Source organism: Myxacorys almedinensis A (genome assembly GCF_010091945.1).
GTDB classification, from domain to species: Bacteria; Cyanobacteriota; Cyanobacteriia; order Leptolyngbyales; family Leptolyngbyaceae; genus Myxacorys; species Myxacorys almedinensis.
Genome location: NZ_WVIE01000010.1, coordinates 1 through 23,606 on the forward strand (window position 1 = coordinate 1; position 23,606 = coordinate 23,606).

The window sequence follows — 23,606 nt, forward strand, 5'->3', positions numbered from 1 at the left end:
AAGGAATTTTACAACTCTTTCAAACGTAGTCTCAGCTTTCTTTTTGCGCTACCTTCCGTTCGTCGAACTCACGTCATCTTAAGCCAGTAGCGCCTCTGCATTAACGGTGTTCTGTTGCTCGATCCGAGAGACGGCGTAGCTTAGCAGCAATCGCTGCTCGATATTGCGCTTTGCACTGGGGCACGGTTCCAAGCCTTCTTGCCAAGCTTTGGGGCAGGCTCCGCCGCACACCGGTAGCATTCGGCAAGATGGACAGTTAAACTCACCCCGTCGCACACGCTGGGTAAAATCGCCTAAGCGATCGCGCGTGCCAGACATGGATTGACCGTTAAGATGCTCGATCGCATACTCGTTTGGCGTTCCGTAAGCCGGCACGTAGGATACTTCAGTGCAGTTATACACCAAGCCATCGGCGTCAACTAATTCAGAATGAGGACGGGTCGCCATGCAGGTGATCGGTTGCCGAGCCGGAATTAATTTTGTTGAGAATCCTAGCTCGATTTTTTCGCTCATCCACTGGATTTCCCACGCGGCAAACTCATCGGCAGAGAGAGAACGGGTGTGAGCATCATTTCCCCAAGAATGAATCGGGGCGACATAGAAATTGATTCGGTCTTGCACCCCTTCTTCTGCAAACTTTAATAACAGTGGCGTAACAGATTCATAATTCTGAGCATCAACATTACAGCGAACGCTAACATAAACATCAAGATCTGTGCGACGAGCCACTGCAACTGTATTAGCAAAAATTTTCTCAAACGTTGGCATTCCCGATTTTTGCATGCGCCGAGCATCGTGAAACTCTGCCAAGCCATCGATGGTAATTTCGAGCAATCTCACATCAAACTCTTGGACTAGCTCGGTGGCAACTGCCTCGGTTAAGGCAAGTCCGTTTGTTACCATTTTTGATTCGTACACGCAGCCAAACTCTTCTGCCAAGGCGCGAAACTTGGGTGCTAGATTGCGAATGACGGGCAAGCCAATTAAGGGTTCTGCGCCAAACCAAGTGACCCCAAAGGTGCGAAACTGCCGCTCGGAAAGCTTAGTACGGGCGCGTTCTAGCAACCGCTCTTGATCGATATCACTCATTTGTTTGTTTCGGTGTTCTTGCCCACAATAATGGCAGCCAAGCTGACACATGGCAGTAGGCTGAACGCTGAAAAAGAGTGTGTCATCGTCTTGCGAAGCAGCGTCATTGCGATCGAGGATGGTCATCAGTTCGTCTTCGCTAGATGGCACCAAAAGTTCCATTTCCACCAGATCTGCCACCATGTCTTGCGAGAGTTGCTCGAACGCTCCTGTTTCTAACAAAGTCCAGCTTGCGTCGTCGATCGCACACACGTTTGAGGTGCGGGTTGCAAATAGAACTCGCTTAAACTGCGTTCCAATTTCATCAAAAAAAGGTTGAGTTACAACGTGATATCGAGACAGTTTCAGAGTCATTGAGTCTTCCTCGCGATTTAATCAAAACGTGAATGTGCCATCAACCAATCGATGCGTGCAGTCTGGTTTCCCTTCTCCCCCAGCGGAGAGAAGGGACTAACTAGGGATTCAGACGAACCTAACCGCGATCGCACTTGCACTGCCGCTGCACTGCCGCCGTGTTCATCGGGGTTTGCTCGGCTTAGCGCTGAAGCCGTTGCTGTACCGGGTAAATCACCTCTGACCCACCGGGAATTGGGCTAGCCGCGCAGCCGCCCGTGTTGATGCTGCCGCCGCCATCACACATGACGGAGCCTTTTTTCAAGCCGGGTAACTTTTCGATGCCGCGAGTTTCAAGTCCAGGAATCGGGCTAGCCGCACAGCCGCCTGTGTTAGTACTGCCGCCGCCATCACAGGTGACGGTGCCTTTTTTCAGCGTAGGCAGTTTTTCCAACATTGGGCTGTGCCGCAACGAAGAAGAAGCATCAAGGCTGAGATTGGCTTGACTGAGAAGATGACCCATTGAGCTAGAAACGGGTGTAGCCTCAGCAGAGGGTGAGATCGCGGCAAAGCCAGTCATGGCGACTAGACCGAGCACAAACTTGACTTGACCTAAACCTAATTTGTTCGTAGCCATGAATTTCTCCTTAAAATGATGAGTGCTTACTAAACAGAGCAATGTCATCCAATGACTCATCGTTACTCCCCGTTGAGTTACCTTTACTTAGCAACAAAAGGCAAAGCTGAAGGGAATTTCAGACGTTTCATTCGATGTTTCTCTGATGACTTAATTGTTGAAGATAAACCGCGATCGCAGGGATACCCACACGGGTAATTTGCTCAAAAAAGAATTTTTACCGAAAAATAAACGACAGGAACAAGACAGCGATCGCGCTGATCTAGCACAATGAATTTATGCTGGAAATTCTTTTGATTCTTGCGATCGGAATTATTCCCCCGGTGCTGACGTTCTTTCTCCGCCATCGGATGGAACTAAGAGCACAAGAACGGCTTCAAGCGGCTATGGCCGCCGCCGAAAGACGCCAACTGCAACGGTTGCTCTCGTTGCCTCACGACTATCAATACGTCGAAGGAATTGGTGCCTTAATCGGCGATTTTTCTTGCCGCCACAACGCGCGATCGCCTTACATTCGCTGTGCCATCAATCCTACAGGTCCCTGTGAGTCTTGCCACCACTATGAATCAACCATCCAAATCTCTTAATGCCCTGCTGCAAACGCCCCACAGTGGCTATCACTGGGATGGGTCAACCCGCCGCTTTTTCGAGGGCTGGTATTATCGCGTCACGCTGCCAGAATGCGCTCAAACCTTTGCGTTTATGTACTCGATCGAAGACCCGATCGGTGGTCAGCCTTACAGTGGCGGCGCGGCTCAGATTCTCGGCGCAAATGACGAATATCTCTGCCGCACGTTTCCAGATGTCTCCCTTTTTTGGGCAGCCAAGGATCAATTAGCGCTAGGTCATTGGCGTTCTGCTGATACCCAAATTCCACACCTTCTTTCTCCCGAAGAGTTCGATCGCACCGTTGATGAAGGTTATCAAGCGATCGCAACCTGGCATCAAGGCAAACTAAGAGAACCAAACGGCAACCTTGCAGAATGGCAGTACTCCATTCAGCCCATTTATGGGTGGGGTAACGCCGATCAGCCTCAACAATCGACCGCTGGTTTCCTCTCCTCTTTACAGATTTTTGAACCCGGATGGCAAGTGTTAATGGCTCATGGATACGCTACGGGTTACATCAACTGGAATGGGAAGCGATATGACTTTACCAACGCTCCCGCTTATAGCGAGAAAAACTGGGGTGGAGCCTTTCCGACAAAATGGTTTTGGCTAAACTGCAATGCCTTTGACAACGAACCCGATCTAGCATTAACCGCAGGCGGCGGACGGCGAGGCGTCTTGTGGTGGATGGAGTCGGTCGCGATGATCGGGATTCACTACCGGGGCAAATTTTACGAATTTGTTCCCTGGAATTCTGAAATTAACTGGGTAATGCAACCCTGGGGATTTTGGGAGATGAGCGCCAAAAGCGATGATTACACCGTCATTGTCAGAGGCACAACCAACTTGCCAGGAACTCCTCTGCGTGCGCCAACGTTAGATGGGTTAGCGTTTGCTTGCCGTGACACGATGCGGGGAGACGTTACAGTAGAAGTGCACGATTTGCGAAGCAAAGCTCCAGAGGATCGCGGCTACCAACTCATTCTCCAAGCAAAAAGTTCGCTCTGCGGTTTAGAAACAGGCGGCGGACCGTGGAACGAAATTTGGGCGTCTGGGTGCGGTAGAAGTCAGTGAGCGAAAGGCAGTGACCAGAAGTTCGTAATCAAGCGATTTCCCATCTACTTCATCACTAGAGCAGTGAAAAAACGTCCCGTCTTTCTAAGTTTGCTATCATAATTTCGACAGGTTTGGGGCTGTAGCTCAGTTGGATAGAGCGACCGCCTCCTAAGCGGTAGGTCGAGGGTTCGAGTCCCGCCAGTCCCGTTAGATTCACTAGAAAACATACTAAAAGCTCTAGTCTCTGAGATTCTTTCTAGCAGAGCGTTTTAGAGACTATATTCTTTTAAGGGATGGGGGAGTACAAAGAATAGTACAAGCAATCAGACCCAAATGGCAGGGGCCGCTTTCATGTCGGCGACCTTGGCAGTCGTCACACCACAGCCCAAGGTCAATCCCAATATTCTAGGCACTGTGGTATTAAATTGCAGTGATAAACCATGCAGCGATAAACCCGCGATCGCTGCCGTGGAGATCCCCACCTGCATCCAAAGCGCGATCGCAGCTTAAACCGCCGCATTAAACAATTCGTAACGACTCCTAAAGGGTTGATTTTCGATACGATAAACTGCATTTACGAAAACACAGGGGAGTTCTTCAACCAGCCCTCTAAAACCAGCTTTCAAAAATCGCACACTTTCGGGGGAATCGTGGCTCAAGTCGTTCTCGAACAGATCTACAAAACCTATCAGAAGGGCACACCGGATCATAGTGAAAAATCTGCCGTTTTACGCTCCATCAATTTGCTGATCGAAGATGGGGAATTTATGGTGCTGGTAGGTCCGTCGGGCTGCGGCAAAAGTACGCTGCTGCGGCTGATCGCCGGACTCGAAGACCTGAGTGCTGGCACCATTCGGGTCAGCGATCGCGTTGTTAACGACCTGCCGCCCAAAGAACGAGACATCGCCATGGTGTTTCAAAACTATGCCCTCTATCCCCACATGAGCGTTTACGACAACCTCGCCTTTGGCTTGCGGCGCACCCAGCTTGCCGGTCAAGCCGCCAGTTGGACGGATAATCTACTGGTCGGAGCCACCCGCAACCTGCCGCCCCGTCTGCAATATCTCAGCGATCGCGAACGGGCAGTGCGCGATCGGGTCAAACTCGTGGCGCAAATGCTGCAAATTGAGCCATTGCTCAAGCGGCTGCCAAAACAGCTTTCAGGAGGGCAAAAGCAGCGCGTTGCCTTGGGTCGGGCGATGGCACGCAACCCACAGGTGTTTTTGATGGATGAACCGCTTTCCAACCTCGATGCCAAGCTACGGGCAGAAACCCGCGCCCAAATTGTGAAACTGCAACGGCAACTGGGAACCACCACAATTTATGTCACCCACGACCAAACCGAAGCGATGACCATGGGCGATCGCATCGCCGTGATGAATGCCGGACAAATTCAACAACTCGCCACCCCACTCGAACTGTACAAGCGCCCTGCTAACCGCTTCGTCGCAGAATTCATCGGATCGCCGCCGATGAACTTTCTGCCCGTGCAGGTGCGCGCCCCGTCGGTGCTGCACCACGCCCTCTTTCGCCTGACCCTGCCTCAAGCGTGGGAACCCGTGCTAAAGCCTTACGATGGGCAAATGGTAACCTTGGGCATTCGCCCGGAGCATCTGAGCCTTAGCCCCCCGTCGGATCAGGCAATTCCGGTGAAGGTTGATCTGGTAGAAGCCTTGGGGAGTGAAACCTATCTCTCGGTCAGGCTCAGCGATGGCTCTGACGCAATGCAAGTGAGAACCGAACCCGATCGCGCGGTTAAATTGGGAGAACCGTTGTGGCTGTCGATTAGCCCAGAACAGATTCAGGTCTTTGACAGGGACACAGGAGTCGCCCTCAGAGCCGATACAATATGAGAGACGCGTTAACTTGCGTAACACTTGAGTCATGTTAGAAACCGTTCAAACGTCTCTGTATGAGTTGGCTCAGTTTGCCAACCAGTTGGTCTCTCAGCAGTTAGAACATGTGACGCCCGTTAGTGTGGGTGTGATTTTTGCCGCAGGGTTGCTCACCAGCTTGACGCCGTGTACCTTGTCGATGTTGCCCATCACCATCGGCTATATCGGGGGCTACGAGACGCAGCAGCGCTGGCAAGGGGCGATTCAATCGACGTGGTTTTCCCTCGGATTGGCAACCACCCTGGCAGGATTGGGGATTGCCGCGACGCTGTTTGGAAAAGTGTATGGGCAGATTGGGCTGGGGTTGCCGATAGTGGTAAGCCTGATCGCGATCGTCATGGGCTTAAACCTGATGAACGCCTTGCCGTTTCCGTTACCCTCGTTTGGGGGCACCGACTGGATTTCTAAAGAGTTACCGGCAACGGTGCGATCGTATCTTTTAGGCGTCACGTTTGGCTTGGTCGCTTCGCCATGCAGCACCCCGGTTTTAGCCACATTGCTCGCCTGGATCGGCTCTACAAAAGATCCCGTTTTGGGGGGAACCCTGCTGCTGTGCTATACCGCAGGCTACGTTGCCCCCCTGATTGTGGCAGGAACGTTTACCGCGTCGATCAAGAAGCTGCTGGAGATGCGGCGGTGGTCGGCTTGGATTACCCCCACCAGTGGAGCCTTGTTGATCGGATTTGGCGTCTTCTCGCTGTTATCGAGATTTGGACGGCTCAGTTAAGCCCATTGCTCAGTGAAGCATAAATGACCATGAAGACTTGGATGGCTGCGCCTAAGCGGTATTTTAAGAAAGAAATTGTGCCCCTGTTGGCAGATTTGCGCCTGGCGATCGCGCTGCTGTTAGCGATCGCCCTCTTCAGCATTGCCGGAACCGTGATTGAGCAAGGTCAATCGCTAGCATTCTATCAAGCCAATTACCCCGAACACCCTGCCCTATTTGGCTTTCTGACCTGGAAAGTGCTGCTTGCCGCAGGCTTGGATCATGTCTACCGAACTTGGTGGTATCTGTCGCTGCTGATTTTGTTTGGCACAAGTCTAACAACCTGCACCTTCTCACGCCAGTTGCCAGCCCTGCGCTGGTTTTCGCGGACGTGGAACTTTTACAGCCAGCCCCGCCAGTTTCAAAAGTTTGCCCTCAGCGCCGAATTCCAGCCTTCTGCGAACGGTTCTGCTGGGGTTGCCGCGATCGCAGACCTGATGCCGTTGCTCAAACAGCGTCGTTACAAGATTTTTCAAGACGGCGAGAAACTCTATGCCCACAAGGGCATCGTGGGCAGAATTGGACCAATTGTGGTGCATGTCGGAATGCTGGTGATCTTGCTGGGGGGCATGATCGGTGCGATGACGGGCTTTATTGCCCAAGAAATCGTTCCGAGCGGGGAAACCTTCCACATCAAAAATGTCACCGATGGCGGCCCATTTGCCAATCTGTCTGTGCTTCAAGATTGGTCAGTCAAGGTGGATCGGTTTTGGATCGACTATTTGCCATCGGGCGAAATTGATCAGTTTTATTCCACGCTGTCAGTGTTGGACAAAGACGGGCAGACGATTGATCGGCAAACGATCCATGTGAACAAGCCGCTGCAATATAACGGCGTGACCCTCTACCAAGCCGACTGGTCGATCGCGGCGGTGCGACTGAAACTCAACAACAGCCCGCTCTTGCAGTTGCCGATGGCAAAACTAGACTCCCTCGGCGGCAGAATTTGGGGGACATTTCTCCCGCTCAAGCCTGACCTAAGCGACGGAGTTTCCCTGATTGCACGAGACATGCAGGGGTTGTTGTTGGTCTACGACATGCAAGGCAAGCTGATTTCCACCGTCCGAAAGGGCATGTCTGTCGAGATTCATGGGGTTAAAGTTGCGATCGCAGATATTATCGGCAGCACTGGGCTGCAAATTAAAGCTGATCCGGGGATTCCCGTGGTTTACCTCGGCTTTGGCTTGCTGATGGTAGGTGTGGTGATGAGCTACGTTTCTCACTCGCAGATCTGGGCGTTGCAGCACGAGGGAGCGCTGTATGTGGGCGGCAAAACTAATCGCGCTCAAGTGGTGTTTGAGCGGGAGTTTCTTAGCCTGTTGGATCAGCTAGATCGGCAGGACGTTGAGGCGCGATCGTCAGACGATCAACTGGCGAGCGTTTGAGGGGTTGTCATGCCTCCCCCCTTAGAGTAACGATTAGCGTCTGCGGTCTTGCAGCTTGCGGTAGACGGCTTTGAGGTCTACATGGTGATGGGCGATCGCAACGAGGGTGTGATAGAACAAATCGGCAGCTTCTCCCGCGATCGCGGCGGCGTCATCGTCTTTGCACGCCATCACCACTTCGGCGGCTTCTTCCCCAATTTTTTTGAGAATCTTGTTATCACCCCCATCCAACAGCGTGCGCGTGTAAGATCCTTCGCTGGGGGTATCTCTGCGATCGCAGATCACCGAAAACACCTGTGACAACGTATCCGCAGGCGGCGGTGTGATGCTGCCGTTGACTTGGTGAAAGCAACTGCGCTCTCCCGTATGACAGGCAATATCGCCCCGTTGCTCTACCGTCACCAACAGCGCATCGCTATCACAGTCGTAGCGAATCGCTTTCACCGTTTGGGTATGCCCTGAGGTTGCGCCTTTGTTCCAAAATGCTTGCCGCGATCGGCTCCAAAACCAGGTTGTCCCCGTTTCTAACGTTTTTTGCAAGGCGTCGTGGTTCATCCATGCCATCATCAGCACGGTGCCATCGAGGTAGTCTTGCACAATGGCAGGCACTAAGCCGCGATCGTCGTATTTGATGGTCTCAACCGGAATTGATCGAGAGGAAAGGGATTCGGAAGAAGACATAGAATTGTGCCATGCTGCATTCATTATTTTAGAGGGTAATGTTCCGCTAAATAGCGTTCGGCACGGGCGCGACTGGCAGCATCAGATCCGCCGCGCTCTCCAAATTCTCCATCTCCAAATTCTCCATCTAAGGTTGCCGCCAACAGACGCTCCAATATCTGTTTAAACTGCCGACCTTGTTTGTAACCCAATCGCTTCAAATCATGCCCATCGAGCGGCGCTTTTATCTGTGACCAACGGGTGAGATATTTCCAGATTTGTTGGCGGTGCGATCGTTCGGAGGATCGCACCGCTACAAGCATCAACATCGGCACATCATAAGGCTTGAGCAGTTGAACAACTTGGCTAGGTCGGGGTGCCTTGGGTAGGGCTTCTGTTAACTGCTCTTGCACCTGAGATAGCGTGGTGAGCCGAGTAATACTGTCCTTCGGAAGCTGGAGCGTCTGAGCAACAAATCCGCGTTCTAGAGGGGCTAAACGAGCCAAGAGAACGTCTAGCAGCAGTTGCCAGTGGGGAAACATCTGCTGCGGATCAAACCGGCGGAGCCAGCGATCGACCAGCCGCAACTGCTGCCATAATTCGGCATCTAGGGCTAACGTGGGATGAAGGCAGCTTAGCGCGCCTAAGTCTGACAGTTGCTTGAGGGCTGGTTTCCAGTCAGGGGCTTGCAGAATATATTTCAGTTCGGCTTTGAGACGAGTTTGCAAGGCAGGCGCAACCACCCGACCTGACTCCCCCAAACAGGCATCCCTCGCTCTGCACGTTGTGCTAACCGCATATCGAATGAAGTCTGCGGTTTGCGGCTCAATTTCAAAGCCCAGTCGTACCGCAAACCGCACGGCTCTAAAAATTCGGGTGGGATCTTCGATAAAACTATTGCTGTGCAAGACGCAAATTTGCTTTGAGCGCAGGTCTAACAAACCGCCAAAAAAGTCGAGCAATTCATTGGCACGAGGCTGAGTCAGCCGCAGCGCCAGGGCGTTGATCGTGAAATCTCGACGGTAGAGATCTTGGCGGATCGAACTCGCCTCGACTTCTGGGTTGGCGGCAGGATAGGGATAGAACTCGGTGCGAGCCGTGGCGATGTCGATCCACAGCGAGTCGAGGTCGGGGTCGTTGTGCCACAGCAGTGCCGCCGTTTGAAATTTGCCGTGGATATCTAATCGCGCGTGGGGGTAGAGGGCTTGCAGCGATCGCGCCAATTCTACCCCGGCTCCCACATCCGCAGACTGGTGAAAGCCATCTACCACCAAATCGAGGTCATTCAACGTCACAGGCTGATCGGGGTCGGCAAGTAAAAGATCCCGAACGCCGCCACCAACCAAGTACAAATGCCAGCCGCGCTGTTCGGCTTGCTGCGCTGCGATCGCTAGAATATTTTGCAAGGGCAAAGCCAATCGGGCGCGATCGAGCCGGGCAGTTTGAGCCGCCTTGACGGTGGGATTGGGGTCACGCTCAGGCAGGTCAGAGGTTTCATAAGCCGCCGCGTGCACCTGCCGCAACACATCTGTTCGAGTCACAATGCCGACGAGGGCTTGATCCTTGAGCACCGGCAGCCGACCAATATCATAGGTCACCATCAATGATTCGATTTGTGGCAACGGCGTTTCAGGAGTAATCGTTTTCAACTTAGTGCTCATGTAGCCTTTCACAGGGGCATGAGAAAAGCCATGATGCAGCGCAATATCTAGATCGCGGCGAGAAATCATGCCCACTAGCTGAGCCTCAGCATCGACCACAGATAAGCCAGAATGACCATAGCGCAGGAGAATCCGTTGGGCTTCAGCGATCGTGGTTTCCGGTCGGATTGTTCTGACCGGAGACGACATCAGATCGCGGGCGATCGGTGGTGGCGGAATTTGCTGCTTGAACTGAGCCAAAATCTCAGTGAACAGAGGTTGAGGTTGGGTTTCTCGCCGCGTCAAGGCGGCAGCTTTAGCGTGCCCCCCACCCCCAAACGGCTGAAGCAGGGTGTTGAGGTTGGTTCTAGCAATTTGCGATCGCGCAATCACCGTCAGCACATTGCCACTCTCGGCATTGCCGCCCTCAGCACACACCGCACCCCGACAGTAGTGATGGGCTAAAAATAGCGCATCCATGCCCGTCAACTCCATCAGCCGCGATGCAAGGCTGGACAGCCCCGGCACATAGTCTGGGGTGGTAAGCAGCACCGATGCGATCGCTTGCCCGTAGATTGTTTCTGAGCGCAAGGTTTCTAGGGCTTGGCTCAAAAGTTCTTGCAATTGGGGAGACAGCCCCGGATCAACGTATTGTGCGATCGCGCTCAAGCTCACCCCTTGAGTCATTAGCCACGCCAAGGCTGCCGCATCCCGCGCCGTCGTGTGATCGTAGGTTAGCGATCCGGTATCGGCATGAATCCCAAGTGCCATGACCGTCGCCTCGCTGGGCGTCAGCGAAACCTGCTGCTGCTGCAACAGTTCTGTAATCAAGGTTGTGATCGCGCCCACGGCATCAAAATACGTCTCCGTAGCAGAAATATCGCTGCTTGAGGCGGGATGATGGTCGTAAATAATAATGTCAATATTTGGGCGATCGAGCCATTTTGCAGTACTGCCGATGCGATCGCGGGTCTGAGCGTCTACCAGCACAATCGTTTGGATCAAATCAGGATTGATCGATCGCGCTTCAACCAGGGGATATTCATCACGGTGCAGCGCCAAAAAGTCCCGCACCGCAGGATGTGCGCCCCCAGAAAGAACAATTCGCGATCCCGGACGCAGGCGGCTCACACCAACAGCAGCACCGAGCGTGTCAAAATCTGCTGTGGTATGGCATAGAATCAAGTCCATCATTTCTGATAAGTTACTAGTGAGCTAGTGAAATCGCAGTTTAAATAACTGCCGTAACTGGATTTAATTTGCTGTTTAGGGAGAAGGAAATGTCGATCTTATTTCAAATTGCATTAGCCGCGCTGGTTCTCTTTTCGTTTGTTATGGTGATTGGCGTTCCTGTTGCCTACGCTTCACCAAGCAACTGGGATCAATCCAAGCGATTAATTCTGCTTGGTTCAGGAGTTTGGTTTATCTTGGTGATCACAGTCGGAGTGCTCAACTATCTCGTAATTTAGACCTGGTGATTTAGACCTGGTGATTTAGACCTGGTGATTTAGACGGGTTGGCTAGAACAGGTCTGTAGATTTACGGTTGCTGGGGAAGAAACATTCTGTCTCACCCCCAGCATCTCTCGGTGTCTCCGTACTGTCACGGATAAGTTTTCTTAAACTTTTCCCTACAGAATGTGAAGCCCAAATAAGTAAGCTGTATTAATCCTATTCAACGCTAAGAGATGCCGCTAGATTTAGGTAAATATCCTGAGGCAGGTTCTCAAGGGTGAACCAAAAACCTGTCGAGATAATCGGTTTGGGCTGTAGCTGTGACTTGTGTTGATACTCAGATTAAACAATGGCTATTTTTGAAGGAACATTCTCACAGACCGATGGATTGCGTTTTGCGATCGTCATCGGTCGCTTCAATGACTTAGTAACCGGAAAACTCTTAGAAGGCTGTCAAGACTGCCTAAAACGGCACGGAATTGACGTCAACCCTCACGGAACTCAGGTCGATTATGCCTGGGTTCCGGGCGCATTTGAGTTGCCAATGGTGGCTCGTCAGTTGGCTCTGTCTGAGCGCTATAATGCCGTCATTTGCCTAGGAGCCGTTATCAAAGGGCAAACACCCCACTTTGAGTATGTCTCGGCTGAGGTGTCTAAGGGCATCGCAGCGGCTGGGTTTCAGACAGGTGTGCCCGTGGTTTTTGGCGTGTTGACGACCGATACGATGCAGCAAGCGTTAGAGCGGGCGGGCATCAAGAGCAACCTGGGGTGGGAATATGGCATGAGCGCGCTAGAAATGGCAAGTCTGATGCGCCAGGTTAAGGGGACGACGCCCAACCACTATGCAGGCACACCAGTTACGAATCCTACGATCGCTCCGGTAGGGCATTCTGTGCTTCCTGCCGCCGTCCATGCTTCTGATGCCTCTAGTCAAACTCACTGAAAATCAGGGTTCTAAAAATCTGCTCAATCGGGACAGCTAATCTTACGTAAACAGGGTAGCTGTCCTAAATTTTGCCGACGTTCAACCGGGTGTCTTTGTCAATCCATAATACCAAATTGATTGTTCACTGCGACAGATCCTCGACCCCCCTGCCTACGGCATCCCCCTTGGTAAAGAGGGACTTTCCGGCTCCTCTCCTGACTCAAGAGGGGTTGGGGGAGGTCGCAGGTCTGTAGCATTTACAGATTAATTTGGTATAAGTTCAATCCATCAGTTCAATCCGTAGCAACCTCCTGACCAAGCTGCTTTAGAAGGTCAGAATCCCATCTGCGCGAAAACTATTCCCCAGTCTATGCTATAAAACTACAGTAACCTTATCGAGAATTCGGAGATTAAGGAAGTTTTGTTTTCCTCCTCCGTTTCTCCTCATTTATCCTTCACCCCCAAGAGGTCGCTGTGGGCATCTCAGTTCAAGACGTTTCCAAGCAGTTTGGCAGTTTTCAAGCCCTTGATCAGGTTTCGCTAGACATCAAGAGTGGCTCTCTCGTGGCATTACTAGGGCCATCGGGGTCGGGCAAATCCACCTTGCTGCGATTAATCGCAGGGTTAGAGATGCCAGATTCGGGCAAAATTTGGCTGACTGGAGAAGATGCCACTCATCGCGGGGTGCAAGAGCGCAATATCGGATTTGTGTTTCAGCACTATGCGCTGTTTAAGCATTTGAGCGTACGAAAAAACATTGCATTTGGGCTAGAAATTCGCAAGGCATCTGCGCGCCACGTCAAAACACGAGTGGATGAACTGCTGGAGTTGGTGCAACTGACTGGGCTTGGCGATCGCTACCCCTCTCAACTTTCTGGGGGGCAACGGCAACGGGTTGCCTTAGCGCGGGCACTCGCCGTAGAACCTCAGGTTCTCTTGCTCGATGAGCCGTTTGGCGCACTTGATGCCAAAGTTCGCAAAGATCTGCGGGCATGGCTAAGACAACTGCATGACGAAGTGCATGTCACGACCGTATTTGTGACGCATGACCAAGAAGAAGCCATGGAAGTATCGGATGAACTGGTCGTTATGAATAAAGGCAAAGTCGAGCAGATCGGCACCCCTGCCAACATTTACGATCATCCTGCTACTGCGTTTGTGATGAGTTTTATTGGTCCGGTGAACGTGCTGCCGAGTTCATCTAATATCTTCCAGAACAATGGGTTTGATTCTGCCCATCCAGAGATGTTTTTGCGCCCTCAAGATGTGGTGATCGACACGTCTCCCAATGGCAACACGGTTGAGGCGAGAGTGAGTCGGCTGATTCATTTAGGTTGGGAGGTGCAAGCAGAATTATCCCTAGATGATGGGCAGGTTGTGACGGCTCACCTAACGCGCGATCGCTTTGATGAACTGCGATTAGTGCCTGAGCAGCGGGTATACATTAAACCCAAAGATGCCAAGTCATTTCCGCTCTATTACTCGATCTGAGGGGCAGTGGTAACGGGCTGCGGATCGCGCTCTACTTTATCCAAAACACCAATTGCTCTGAGATACCAAAACACAACGATCAATGGCAGAGCATACCGATCCCAAGGGTAAGCTTTCATCATCAGCAGCGTGTTGCACAACAAGATCCAAAACGCTAGATTGATTCTCGCGAATCGCAAACACGTACACAAGGCAAGCCCGTAAAATAGCGCAATTTTTAACGGATATGCCGGAAGCACATTGGCGATTTTAATCAAAATTCCGCTCGCTTTGAGAGCAGGCGGAAACACCAGAAACAGCAGCAGTAGCCCGATCGCGATGTAAAGATAGGGTTTTTGCCAACGCAACAATCGCTGTGGCAAACTGCGCCGTGGAAAAAAAATCACTTCTGGCAGCACAAAACACAACCCCACAACCGCCAAAAAGAAAAGTCCGCTATTGGGGGTCAGTGCCCACAAATTTCGCTGGACATCTGGAGCAAGCCGGGTTGAGAAGGCAGGCGCAGGGGCTAGACCGTTAAACAGCCAAAACCAAACCCCGATCGACGCGGCGGCAATCGAAGGCGCAACCCAGCGAATATGCATGACATCACGCAGTTTGAAGCAATTTTTCTGCACCATCGGTTTGAGCAGGGCAAACAATTCAAACATTGCGATCGCAACCGGGAATGCCACCATATATTGGCGCGACGCGATCGCCAACACAAAGGCAACGCTGCTGAAGATCAGGCGATTTTGCGTGTAAAACCAGAAGCCTAAAAAGACAAAAAACGAAGCCAAAATATCAGTATAAATATGACCACTCAACCACAAATAATAGGGAGAAAGCAAGAGACCACACGCTGCCAAGGGCGGATCGATGCCGCGCTTGCGAGTAGAAAAGCCAATCATGCAGATCATGATCAACGATAGTAAAAAGTTAAATAAACGACCTAGAAAAACACCATCTTTAAACAGATATTCCAGAGCGCCAAACACAATAAAAGGCAGCGGGGTATTGAGTTCTTCATAGTTTCTCAATTGATTGAGGTTCGGAATGAGGCTATGGCTAAACTGAAGGCTGGTTTTCCAAAAGAAGACTTCATCTTGCCAAAGCGGCGATCGCAGGTAATTGAGCCGAACCAACAATCCGCTGTAAAACAGCGTGATCACGAAAAGAAAGATGGCAGGTGATAGTTTTTTTAATCGAGCATCAATCGCCATGTTGACCTCCCTCTTTGGCTAGCTCCGAATGCTGAGTAGAAGATGGAATCAAACTCTGTTGCCTTCGGTGATGCTGCGATCGCGCCCAGAAAAAACCAGCAACGTTAGCAACCTGGGATAAGAAAAGCAAAATTGTTAATGGAATAGCGTGCTGAGATGAGCGAGAAAAGGGGTAGGTCACCAGGTCAACATAAAACCGCAGGGGTTCGACCTGGATGGGATCTGGAGTGGTTTGATGGTGCGATCGCTGCTCTCGCACTTGCCGAAAACAAAACGCACCACGACCATAGTTAAAGTGCTGTCGCCAGAACGATTTCACCGTTAGGTTGTGAGCATGATAGATCTGCACATCTGAGGCGTAGCGCATGGCATAGCCGTGAAACAACCAGCGATCGCAAAACTCTCGGTCTTCGCCAGCAGCTAACGGAAAGCTGGTGTCAAATCCGCCCAGCACCCGGAAGCGATCGCTCGGCATAGCAAAGTTGTTCGACGCAAAAAAGCTCGATCCCGTGATGTCGGTATTGAAGTAGTCGTAGAGATAATCAATCAAAAGCTGGCTAGCCGTCGAGCAAAGGTTATTTGGCAAAGCATTCAGGGTTCGACCGCCGATTAAGCCGTCTGGCGTTTCCGCAAATCGCGCTTCTAACGTCGTTAAATGCTGGGGCAGCAGCACACAGTCATCATCGGTAAAGATCAGAAACCTGCCCTTGGCTGCCGTCGCGCCTGTGTTGCGGGCGGTGGCAGGTCCAGCATTGGCTTGCGTGATCAGTGTCAGGTTCAACTGCTGCTGCACGGGCAAAACCACCGATTCAAGGTCTACCGTGCTGCCATCATTAACAACGATCACCTCAAAGCGATCGCGGCGATAGTCAAGTTCCACGAGCGACTGCAAACAGGTTGCCAATCGCTCTGGGCGGTTGTAGGTTGGAATCACAATAGAGAACAGAATCGATTCGGGTTGCATAAGCGTTCAAAACCGTAATGAGATCATCAATTCGCAAACAGATGGTAGAACCGACTCAGCGTATGACTGGGGTGAAGTCTCAGTGCCCAGCACACATTTAGAAACGCAGCCCCCATTTGACCCATTTTGTAGGACGTGTAAGCATGTTCGTACACAAAGTTTGCAAACATTTTTGGATGCGCTTCAAATAGGGTGTGATGTTTCTCCAAGAGTTGTCTAAAACTCGCTTGGCGGAGTTCTGGATTGGTAGAGACTCTTGCCCCTTCGTGAACCGAGAGTTGATAGCTCACAACCGGCAACCCCAGAATCGAGCAAACCGGATTGAGCCGCAAGAAAAGCTCGGAATGCACCCGCGATCGAAAGGTTTCATCCCAACCACCAATTTGCAAAATCACCTCCCGCTCCACGACCAAAGTCTGTTTTGTATTGTACGAACAGCCTTCCTCTAACTCTTCTAAAGCGAAATGAGCGCCTTGCAACCGTTGGGGAGGCGGCAACAATTTACGAATGACCCGATCGGTTGGATCAACAAGTTCGATCCCAGAGATAACGCCGACCGGGGCAGGCAGCGTTGCCTTATTAAGCGCCGCCAGTGAGGTCTCGACCATGGGGGGCAAGAGTCGATCGTCGTCATCGAGATAGGTGATCCAACGCCCCTGCGCTGCCTCAGTGCCAACATTTCGTGCCCCCGCTCCGCCCCGCGACTTTTCTAACCGAATGAGCTTGAGCCGGGGATCAGGAGGCAATTCAATCGGTTGAGTCGAGGCATCATCTACGACCAACACTTCCAAATCCTCGATGGTTTGGGCAAGGGCACTCCCAACGGCGCGACGCAGCAAATCAGGGCGATTGTGAGTTGGGATAATGATGCTGAGTAGAGGTCGGCTCACACATTCTCCTTTTTGGTCTCTAAAAAATTTGGTTTCTAAAAGATGCGCTTCAACATCCACACACCACGCTAAGAATCGCGCTGCTTTGAGCGCAGTTTCTTGAACATTTGCAGCGCTCTTGCTGCCGTTTGACGACCGCCAGGAAAGCTGATCCAGATCGAAAGATAAGCAACTCCAAAGATGATAAATTTAACGGCTGCATCAACGATCGCATTATCCAAATTCGGTAACAGAAAGCGACTTGAAAACAGTATCAACCCCGCCAGCACCGATCCGAGGGCGGGTCTCCACACCACTCCTAAAAAGTCGCCTAGCGAGAGTGGTGAGGTCTTAAGACAAAACGTAACTGATGGCAACGTCAGCAGACAGATGGCGATCGTATAGCCCATTGCCACCCCAAAAGCACCCCAGTGTGCGCCAATCGAGACGGCAACAATCATGACAGACGAATGAAGCAGACCCCAGCGAAACTGACGCTGAGTTTGACCAATCGAGACATAGAGCCACTTGGTCACGCGATGCATACTGCCCACAAAGACCGCGAGCGTCAGCAACCGAAACAGGGGAACTGCCTCTAACCACTGGTTTCCGAGGAGCAGAAGAATCAATGTCTGCGCTTCGATAAACGAAAACGTCAGCAGGGGCATACACACCGAGAAAATCGGAGTTAATCCTTGGCGGCAATACCTTCGGTAGAGTTGCGGGTCATGCTGAGCGCGGCTGAGGCTAGAGACCGCAACATTAAACAATGGGTTATAAATTTGCTCAAACGAGAAATATGCCCACCGATAGGCGACATGATACAAGCCCAGAGCACTGGCATTACTGAAGTAGCCGATCAAAATGCGATCTAGCTGGTTGCCCAGTCGGCTGATAAACCGAAACCCAGTCAGGTGACCGCCATAGGACATCATCGATCGTAAATTGGCATCTAGCTCTGGGGTCTTGATCACCCTAACCGGTCGCCAACCGCACACTTGCCAACTGGCGAAGCTCTGGATGACCTGCATCACCACGACTTGCAGCACCAATGCCCAATAGCCCCAGCCGATCCAAGCTGCCGCGATCGCAATCATAGCCCCAGCGCCTAGGGCGCTCACTTCGAGCACCGTCACAACTTCAAATTTTAGTTGTCGTCTGAGCAACGCTTGATGCTGAGACGTCAGACAAACGCTGAAAACGCCAATTGCCATTGCCAGGGTAATACCGACGAGTTCGGGTTCCTGGTAAAACCAAGCCATCACCGGAGCCATCGCCATCATGCCGCCAATCACAACGCTGTTGATCCTCAGCGATAGCCAGAAAATCGCACTCGTTTGTTGATGATCCAACTGGCTGCGTTGAATGGTCACCGTTTCTAGACCAAAATTGGTCAAACTATCAACAAATGCCAGCAAGGGAGCCGCCATCGCAACTAGCCCAAAGTCGGCAGGCGTCAGCAGACGAGCCAGAATAGCCGTAGAGCCAACTCCGATCGCCAGTTTGATCGGCTGCGCGGCGATCGTCGTTAAGCCAGACTGAAGCGATCGCCGCTCCAGATTTGCTCCTACCTCATCGGTGCGGATGTGTCGATCAAGATCGAGTAGCGGTTTAGAGTCTAAGTCCATGCCAGTTGGGAGTCGTACTGTGCCCGAATCTGTTGGTAAAGTTCTAGAAACCGCTCTGTTCGGCGATCTTCACTAAAATGTGTCTGCGATCGCTGATGCCCCGCCTCGCCCATTCGCTCTGCCAAGTCACGGTTTTGCAACACGTTTAATAAGGCATCTGATAACGCATCGACCTGATTTGGCGGGACTAAGAAACCAGTGATGCCCTGCTGGATAATCTCTGGCTGTGCCCCTACAGCACTCGCAATCACCGCCGTTCCTCGCATCATTGCTTCAGTGGTGACGTTGCCAAATGGCTCTTCCCATAGCGACGGCACAACCTGCACCCATGCTGATTCAAAATAGCGCTCCATCTCATCACGAGGCACATGCCCAAGCCACACAACGTGGTGAGCAATACCCAAGGAGGAGGCAAGCGATCGCAACTCATCGGCTTCGTCACCTTGACCTGCAATCACCAAACGAGCAGTGGGGAGGTGCGCCTGAACTCGCGCAAACGCTTTTATCAACACGCTAACGCCTTTCTCGGACACCAAGCGCCCAGCGAAAGCAACGGTTGGCGGCTCACTCAAGCGCGATCGCATCGGTCGGTTTGGAACGCCATTATACACAACCTCAATCGGAGCAATCCCTTCAGCTTCTAGCTTGGCTTTCATGCCCTCACTAAGCGCGACCACCCGATCGAAGACATTTCGCCATTGTAGCCAAAGCTGCCGCTGTACCATCAACATCCCCCACGATTGCAGCGTCATACATTGATGGCGTAAACAAGCAATTCCAGCAGTATCTTCGCAAGACCGACCATCTAGAAGAGTTTTGGTTCCCTTCGGGCAAATTGCCCGGTACATTGCCGCTTGATAAAGGCAAGGAATACTACGTAGCAACGGCAAGATTAAAGGCGACAGTTGCCCCATGAAGATACGTACATGCACAATATCGGGCTGAAAGTCTTGCAGAATCTGGCGTAGGCTCAGATAAGCGGAAGGATTAACCGTTTGAGTTAGCACTTGCAAACGGGTATCGATGCCGAAGCATTCATAGTCTGCTAAGACGGGGCAACCCGCAACCGGAGTCAACCGGCTCGTTAACAGGCGAGCGTCATGCCCCCGATCGCGCAAATCTTGACGAAGCGAAAGCATTTGAATTTCTGCACCTCCCGTTGCAGTGCCAATATCGTTGACCAGCAAAATTTTCATGCACTACCGTTGTCCTTGTGAAACTGCGATCTCTCGAATCTTAGGCGACAAAACGAGGGGAGTCGGTTGACGCTTGTGTTCGCTGCTAACATAGCGACTGGTGAGATAACGATTGAGCAGTTTTTCGGCTTTGGCTAAACCAAAAACGAACGCTTTCTCCAACAAGGTGCCGTGCAGACCAAACACCAGATTTTGCGCCAAAGGGCGAATGATGGCATTCTTCCGTCGCCAGCCCATAATCTTGTACTTGTGCTGAAAGTAGCCATCTTCTGCAAGATCCCACTTTTCGCGTAACCGGCTCAGGCTGCTCGTCTCCCAAGCATCACTCCAGCGCAGCATGTAGAAGTGATAATCCGTCCAGTGCAAAGGTGCACCAGGAACATAAGTGAGAATGCTGGCAGGCTCAAAGTAGACAGTGCCGTTAGCTTGGATGACACTCATGCAAAAATCTAAGTGTTCCTTAGAATTTAGCAGCGTTTCATCGAGAAAACCGAGACGATCAAAAATGTCAGTGCGAACTAACATACAGTGAAATTCACAAAGCTCTGTTTGAGTTCGCTGCATTTTAGGCAACACCGCAGCAACTTTGTGTCCTTGTTTATACATCTTTTCCCGTAGCCGTCGTCTACCCTTCACATCTACGTTGACATGGGTTTCGCCCCCAGCACAATGGACAATCTCATGCACAGGTTCTTCATGACAAACGAGCGGTCCTACGATCGTTGCACCCGTTTCTTCGGCACACTGAACTAGTGCCTCCAACCAACCGGGTGAAACAATCACATCGTTATCCAGGAAGACCACATACGGCGTTTCTACTTGCGCTAATCCCAGGTTCCTAGCTCGGTTGGGATACAGGTAATAGTCTGTCCGAATCAGTTGAAAGCCTTTCTCCTGAGATTGCGCTTGTAGGTACTGCTGCACTTGCGACGGAGAATTGCCATCGACATACACTAAGTTAAACGGTAAGGTTGTATATTCATAAATGCTGTCAAGCGATTCGCGAGTATAGCTAAATCGCTCTCTTGGAACAACGACGATCGTAATTTGTGGAGTAACCATCGGGAGTTTATTTACCTTCACTTACAAGATTTACAATGCAATAGAGCCCACATAAACATTTCTAATTTACATAAGCTCTGTCTAACATAAGCTCTGTCTCATCAGGTAGTGATCTTAGACGGTTCTAAACTCAATCGCACTGGAGTTAGCGATTTTGCACTTGTCCATTCATCTTTAGTAAACTCTTCATGATAGGAGCGCTCAACATTGACATTCCACAAATCATGGTTTTCACCTAAAACATTTCTAGCTGCTAGCATTGCTGTTAGCATCGAATGATCTTGGTTATTGTAGCGGTGCATTCCATTACGACCGACTGTTTGCAGATTGTCAAAGGTTTTGAGGTAATCCTGAAGCACTTGCAAATGTTGACGATATTCACCGTCGTAAACGGGATACGCTTTTAGTTGACGAATCACAACCCCATCTTCAATGTCTTGAGGGTTGTTCACCAAGCCTAATTCAACAATTTCACGACTTGCGAGATCGATCAACGCCTTGTCGGATAGCCCCCACAAGGCATCGCCCCGATTACAAAAGTATTCCATGCCTAAACAGGTCTTTTGCAGATCGGGAACCATTTCTGGACTCCAATTTTTGAAGTTTTGGATGCGCCCAACTTTAAACTCCGGGCTATGAATATACAGCCAGTTGTCAGGGAATAGGTCGGCTTGGTTGATCACCAGAGACACGATCAGAAAATCGCGATACTTTAGCCCACTGGCGGCTTCTAGCACATGGGCAGGGGCAGGAGGATCGAGCTTCATCACTAGAGCCGTCACGGGCAAACTAGAGATAAACTGATCGCCCGTTAGCTCTAACGTTTCTTCTCCGCGTTCAGCAATAATTTTGGTGATTTGGGTTCCCGATCGCTCAATCCGGGTAACGCTCGTATCGAGATGAACGGGGGAACCATGTTGTTCTAAAATTTCCTGAGCGCGCTCCCACATCATGCCCGGTCCCAACCGGGGATAGTCGAACTCTTTGATCAAAGTTTTGGTGTTGTTGCTGCCAAACAGCGCATTGATCACGGCTTTTTTGAGCGACAGACCCTGAATGCGTTGGGCTGCCCAATCTGCCCGAATCTTGTTGCAGGGAATGCCCCAAACTTTCTCGGTATAGGTTTTGAAAAAGGTTCTGTACAGGCGTGCTCCGAAGCGATCGGTGACCCATTCTTCAAATGTTTCTGGCTCAGAATCGGGGTTTAGCTTGGCTTTGAACCTTGCTTTTAGGTAGCTAAGCAGGATCAAAACACTAGGAATAATTCCCAGGTTTGACAGTGTGTTGACAATGGAAAGTGGATAATCGTAGAAGTTCCCACCGTAGTAGATGCGCGACATTCGGGGAACTTTAATAAACTCATCTTTGAGAATTTCCTGCCAGATTTGCTGAACTTCCGGCACTTTCGTGAAAAAACGATGACCGCCAATGTCGAATCGGTAGCCTTTGTAGGTTTCGGTGCGGGAAATCCCTCCCACTTTGTCCGCCTGTTCTAACACAACGGTTTGGATGCCTTGCTTGAGAAGCTCATAGCCAGCGGTTAGACCTGCCGGACCTGCACCCAAAATGACAACTGGGTGATGGGTTTTATTTGGTGGATTCATGTTTTTCTCCAAGTCGATCCATTATTGCTAATGGGTTTCAAAGCGGTTTATCAACTCAAAATCAAGCTTGAGAAAAGCGTCTTTGGGGCACTTTACGCTTGCTCAAAAAATAGCGCCCTGTGCCAATTGCAAAAGCAATCCCGCCATAGAAAAAGTAGAGCCAGTGCCAAAAAATGACACCCAACGTAAACCAACCGCCTCGCTTTTGGTAAAAGAAGCGGTAGACGGACTGGTTCATCAGCAGTAGAAGCACCCCAAAACTAACCGCGATCGCAAGCGCCCACCCCTGCCACCACGCTGTTGTGAGCGCAATTAACAACCCGTAGGTCAGCAGCAAGCTAGCCCGGCTAGAGGTTTTGAGGTTGAGGTCATTATTAAACTGGCGATCGCGCCACAGTAGCTCAGTCCAAGGAATCGCCCGATAAAAAATTTCCGCTCTCAACAGCGAAACAGGTTTCCAGTGCTTGAGGTGCTTGACCTGCACCGTCTTGCAGAGCCGAATTTTGTAGCCTGCCCGCTTAAGCCGGTAGCCCAACTCGATATCTTCCACCGAGGGATCGCGGTACGACTCGTCAAACCCGCCGATCGCCAAAAACACCTCTCGGCGAATAGCACCGCATGCACCCCAGAAGGTAGACGCATCATCGCACCCAGTCTGATGGGTATGATGATGGAATAGGTTTTTGTATTGCGATAAAAAGTTGGATGCGCCTGGAGTATCGTCGTAGGAACCGATCAGAGCAGCGATTTCAGAGTGCTGCTCAAACGTGGATATTACCTGATCTAGGGTATCTGCCCCAATTGTCACATCTGCATCCACAAAAAATAAAATATCGCCATGGGCAGCATTTGCACCAATATTGCGTGCCCGTGCAGGTCCACTAGCGGTTGGAAATTGAAGGACGGTTGCTCCGGATGCTTGGGCGAGTTGTGCAGAGTCGTCTGTGCCACCATCGACGACGATAATAATTTCAGTAGATTGCGGAACAAAGCGCTTGAGATGAGATAGGCACTTGCGAAAACTTGCTCCTCCGTTGTGCACAGGAATCACGATCGAGATCGTCAGACGTTCTAGAGAAGACGTTTCTAGGATTGAACTCATTACAACTGAGTCTCCGACAGGCGATAAACAGCTAAGGTA

The 23,606-nt window shown here is 51.1% G+C and carries 21 protein-coding genes and 1 tRNA gene; 10 read left to right on the forward strand and 12 right to left on the reverse strand.

The window, feature by feature from the left end:
- Window positions 1–78: 78 nt before the first annotated feature.
- The gene (locus GS601_RS10165; RefSeq protein ID WP_202924999.1) at window positions 79–1,443 is read right to left on the reverse strand and encodes a radical SAM/SPASM domain-containing protein; all 1,365 of its coding nucleotides are present in this window, start codon (window positions 1,441–1,443) and stop codon (window positions 79–81) included.
- A 181-nt stretch (window positions 1,444–1,624) separates the two neighbouring features.
- Complete coding sequence (locus tag GS601_RS10170; RefSeq protein WP_162423175.1) at window positions 1,625–2,059, reverse strand: hypothetical protein; 435 nt, start codon at window positions 2,057–2,059, stop codon at window positions 1,625–1,627.
- Between the two features lie 278 nt (window positions 2,060–2,337).
- Between GS601_RS10170 and GS601_RS10175 the strand changes: the two genes are divergently transcribed.
- The 7 genes from GS601_RS10175 to GS601_RS10205 all read left to right on the forward strand — a co-directional run bounded on the left by GS601_RS10175 (window position 2,338) and on the right by GS601_RS10205 (window position 7,770).
- A complete protein-coding gene (locus GS601_RS10175) occupies window positions 2,338–2,646 on the forward strand; it encodes a DUF6464 family protein (protein WP_162423176.1) in 309 nt (102 codons plus the stop codon).
- Window positions 2,621–3,742: a tocopherol cyclase family protein gene (locus tag GS601_RS10180; protein ID WP_162423177.1), complete on the forward strand. Its 1,122-nt coding sequence runs from the start codon at window positions 2,621–2,623 to the stop codon at window positions 3,740–3,742. Before GS601_RS10175 ends, GS601_RS10180 begins: the two co-directional genes overlap by 26 nt.
- Before the next feature lie 115 nt (window positions 3,743–3,857).
- A tRNA-Arg gene (locus GS601_RS10185) sits at window positions 3,858–3,931 on the forward strand.
- Between the two features lie 126 nt (window positions 3,932–4,057).
- Window positions 4,058–4,234, forward strand: coding sequence for a hypothetical protein (locus GS601_RS10190; RefSeq protein ID WP_162423178.1), 177 nt, complete (start codon window positions 4,058–4,060; stop codon window positions 4,232–4,234).
- A 140-nt stretch (window positions 4,235–4,374) separates the two neighbouring features.
- Complete coding sequence (locus GS601_RS10195) at window positions 4,375–5,577, forward strand: ATP-binding cassette domain-containing protein (RefSeq protein ID WP_162423179.1); 1,203 nt, start codon at window positions 4,375–4,377, stop codon at window positions 5,575–5,577.
- Window positions 5,578–5,608: 31 nt separating this feature from the next.
- Entirely contained in the window at window positions 5,609–6,346 is a 738-nt protein-coding gene (locus GS601_RS10200) for a cytochrome c biogenesis protein CcdA (protein WP_162423180.1), read from the forward strand.
- 23 nt (window positions 6,347–6,369) lie between these two features.
- Window positions 6,370–7,770, forward strand: coding sequence for a cytochrome c biogenesis protein (locus GS601_RS10205; protein ID WP_162423181.1), 1,401 nt, complete (start codon window positions 6,370–6,372; stop codon window positions 7,768–7,770).
- A gap of 33 nt (window positions 7,771–7,803) precedes the next feature.
- Here the strand turns inward: GS601_RS10205 and hisIE are convergent, their stop codons facing one another.
- Complete coding sequence (gene hisIE / locus GS601_RS10210; RefSeq protein ID WP_162423182.1) at window positions 7,804–8,451, reverse strand: bifunctional phosphoribosyl-AMP cyclohydrolase/phosphoribosyl-ATP diphosphatase HisIE; 648 nt, start codon at window positions 8,449–8,451, stop codon at window positions 7,804–7,806.
- A 23-nt stretch (window positions 8,452–8,474) separates the two neighbouring features.
- Window positions 8,475–11,264, reverse strand: a complete 2,790-nt coding sequence (locus GS601_RS10215; RefSeq protein ID WP_338017009.1) for a CBS domain-containing protein — start codon at window positions 11,262–11,264, stop codon at window positions 8,475–8,477.
- Between the two features lie 86 nt (window positions 11,265–11,350).
- Between GS601_RS10215 and psbZ the strand changes: the two genes are divergently transcribed.
- The 3 genes from psbZ (at window position 11,351) to GS601_RS10230 (ending at window position 13,940) form a co-directional block, all read left to right on the forward strand.
- Entirely contained in the window at window positions 11,351–11,539 is a 189-nt protein-coding gene (psbZ, locus tag GS601_RS10220; RefSeq protein ID WP_162423183.1) for a photosystem II reaction center protein PsbZ, read from the forward strand.
- A gap of 334 nt (window positions 11,540–11,873) precedes the next feature.
- Complete coding sequence (gene ribH, locus GS601_RS10225; RefSeq protein WP_162423184.1) at window positions 11,874–12,467, forward strand: 6,7-dimethyl-8-ribityllumazine synthase; 594 nt, start codon at window positions 11,874–11,876, stop codon at window positions 12,465–12,467.
- 456 nt (window positions 12,468–12,923) lie between these two features.
- Complete coding sequence (locus tag GS601_RS10230; protein ID WP_162423185.1) at window positions 12,924–13,940, forward strand: TOBE-like domain-containing protein; 1,017 nt, start codon at window positions 12,924–12,926, stop codon at window positions 13,938–13,940.
- Here GS601_RS10230 and GS601_RS10235 read toward each other — a convergent pair.
- From GS601_RS10235 to GS601_RS10270, 8 genes are all read right to left on the reverse strand, one after another.
- Complete coding sequence (locus tag GS601_RS10235; protein ID WP_162423186.1) at window positions 13,928–15,142, reverse strand: hypothetical protein; 1,215 nt, start codon at window positions 15,140–15,142, stop codon at window positions 13,928–13,930. The genes GS601_RS10230 and GS601_RS10235 overlap by 13 nt on opposite strands.
- Entirely contained in the window at window positions 15,132–16,106 is a 975-nt protein-coding gene (locus GS601_RS10240) for a glycosyltransferase family 2 protein (RefSeq protein WP_162423187.1), read from the reverse strand. Before GS601_RS10240 ends, GS601_RS10235 begins: the two co-directional genes overlap by 11 nt.
- A 26-nt stretch (window positions 16,107–16,132) precedes the next feature.
- A complete protein-coding gene (locus tag GS601_RS10245) occupies window positions 16,133–16,996 on the reverse strand; it encodes a glycosyltransferase (RefSeq protein ID WP_162423188.1) in 864 nt (287 codons plus the stop codon).
- Window positions 16,997–17,064: 68 nt separating this feature from the next.
- Complete coding sequence (locus GS601_RS10250; protein WP_162423189.1) at window positions 17,065–18,603, reverse strand: lipopolysaccharide biosynthesis protein; 1,539 nt, start codon at window positions 18,601–18,603, stop codon at window positions 17,065–17,067.
- Window positions 18,594–19,799, reverse strand: a complete 1,206-nt coding sequence (locus GS601_RS10255; RefSeq protein ID WP_162423190.1) for a glycosyltransferase family 4 protein — start codon at window positions 19,797–19,799, stop codon at window positions 18,594–18,596. The genes GS601_RS10250 and GS601_RS10255 overlap by 10 nt, the downstream gene beginning before the upstream one ends.
- A gap of 3 nt (window positions 19,800–19,802) precedes the next feature.
- On the reverse strand, window positions 19,803–20,861 hold the full coding sequence (locus tag GS601_RS10260; RefSeq protein ID WP_162423191.1) for a glycosyltransferase family 2 protein: 1,059 nt from the start codon (window positions 20,859–20,861) through the stop codon (window positions 19,803–19,805).
- A 101-nt stretch (window positions 20,862–20,962) separates the two neighbouring features.
- On the reverse strand, window positions 20,963–22,465 hold the full coding sequence (locus GS601_RS10265; RefSeq protein ID WP_162423192.1) for an NAD(P)/FAD-dependent oxidoreductase: 1,503 nt from the start codon (window positions 22,463–22,465) through the stop codon (window positions 20,963–20,965).
- A 61-nt stretch (window positions 22,466–22,526) separates the two neighbouring features.
- Window positions 22,527–23,567: a glycosyltransferase family 2 protein gene (locus GS601_RS10270; protein WP_162423193.1), complete on the reverse strand. Its 1,041-nt coding sequence runs from the start codon at window positions 23,565–23,567 to the stop codon at window positions 22,527–22,529.
- Between the last annotated feature and the right edge of the window lie 39 nt (window positions 23,568–23,606).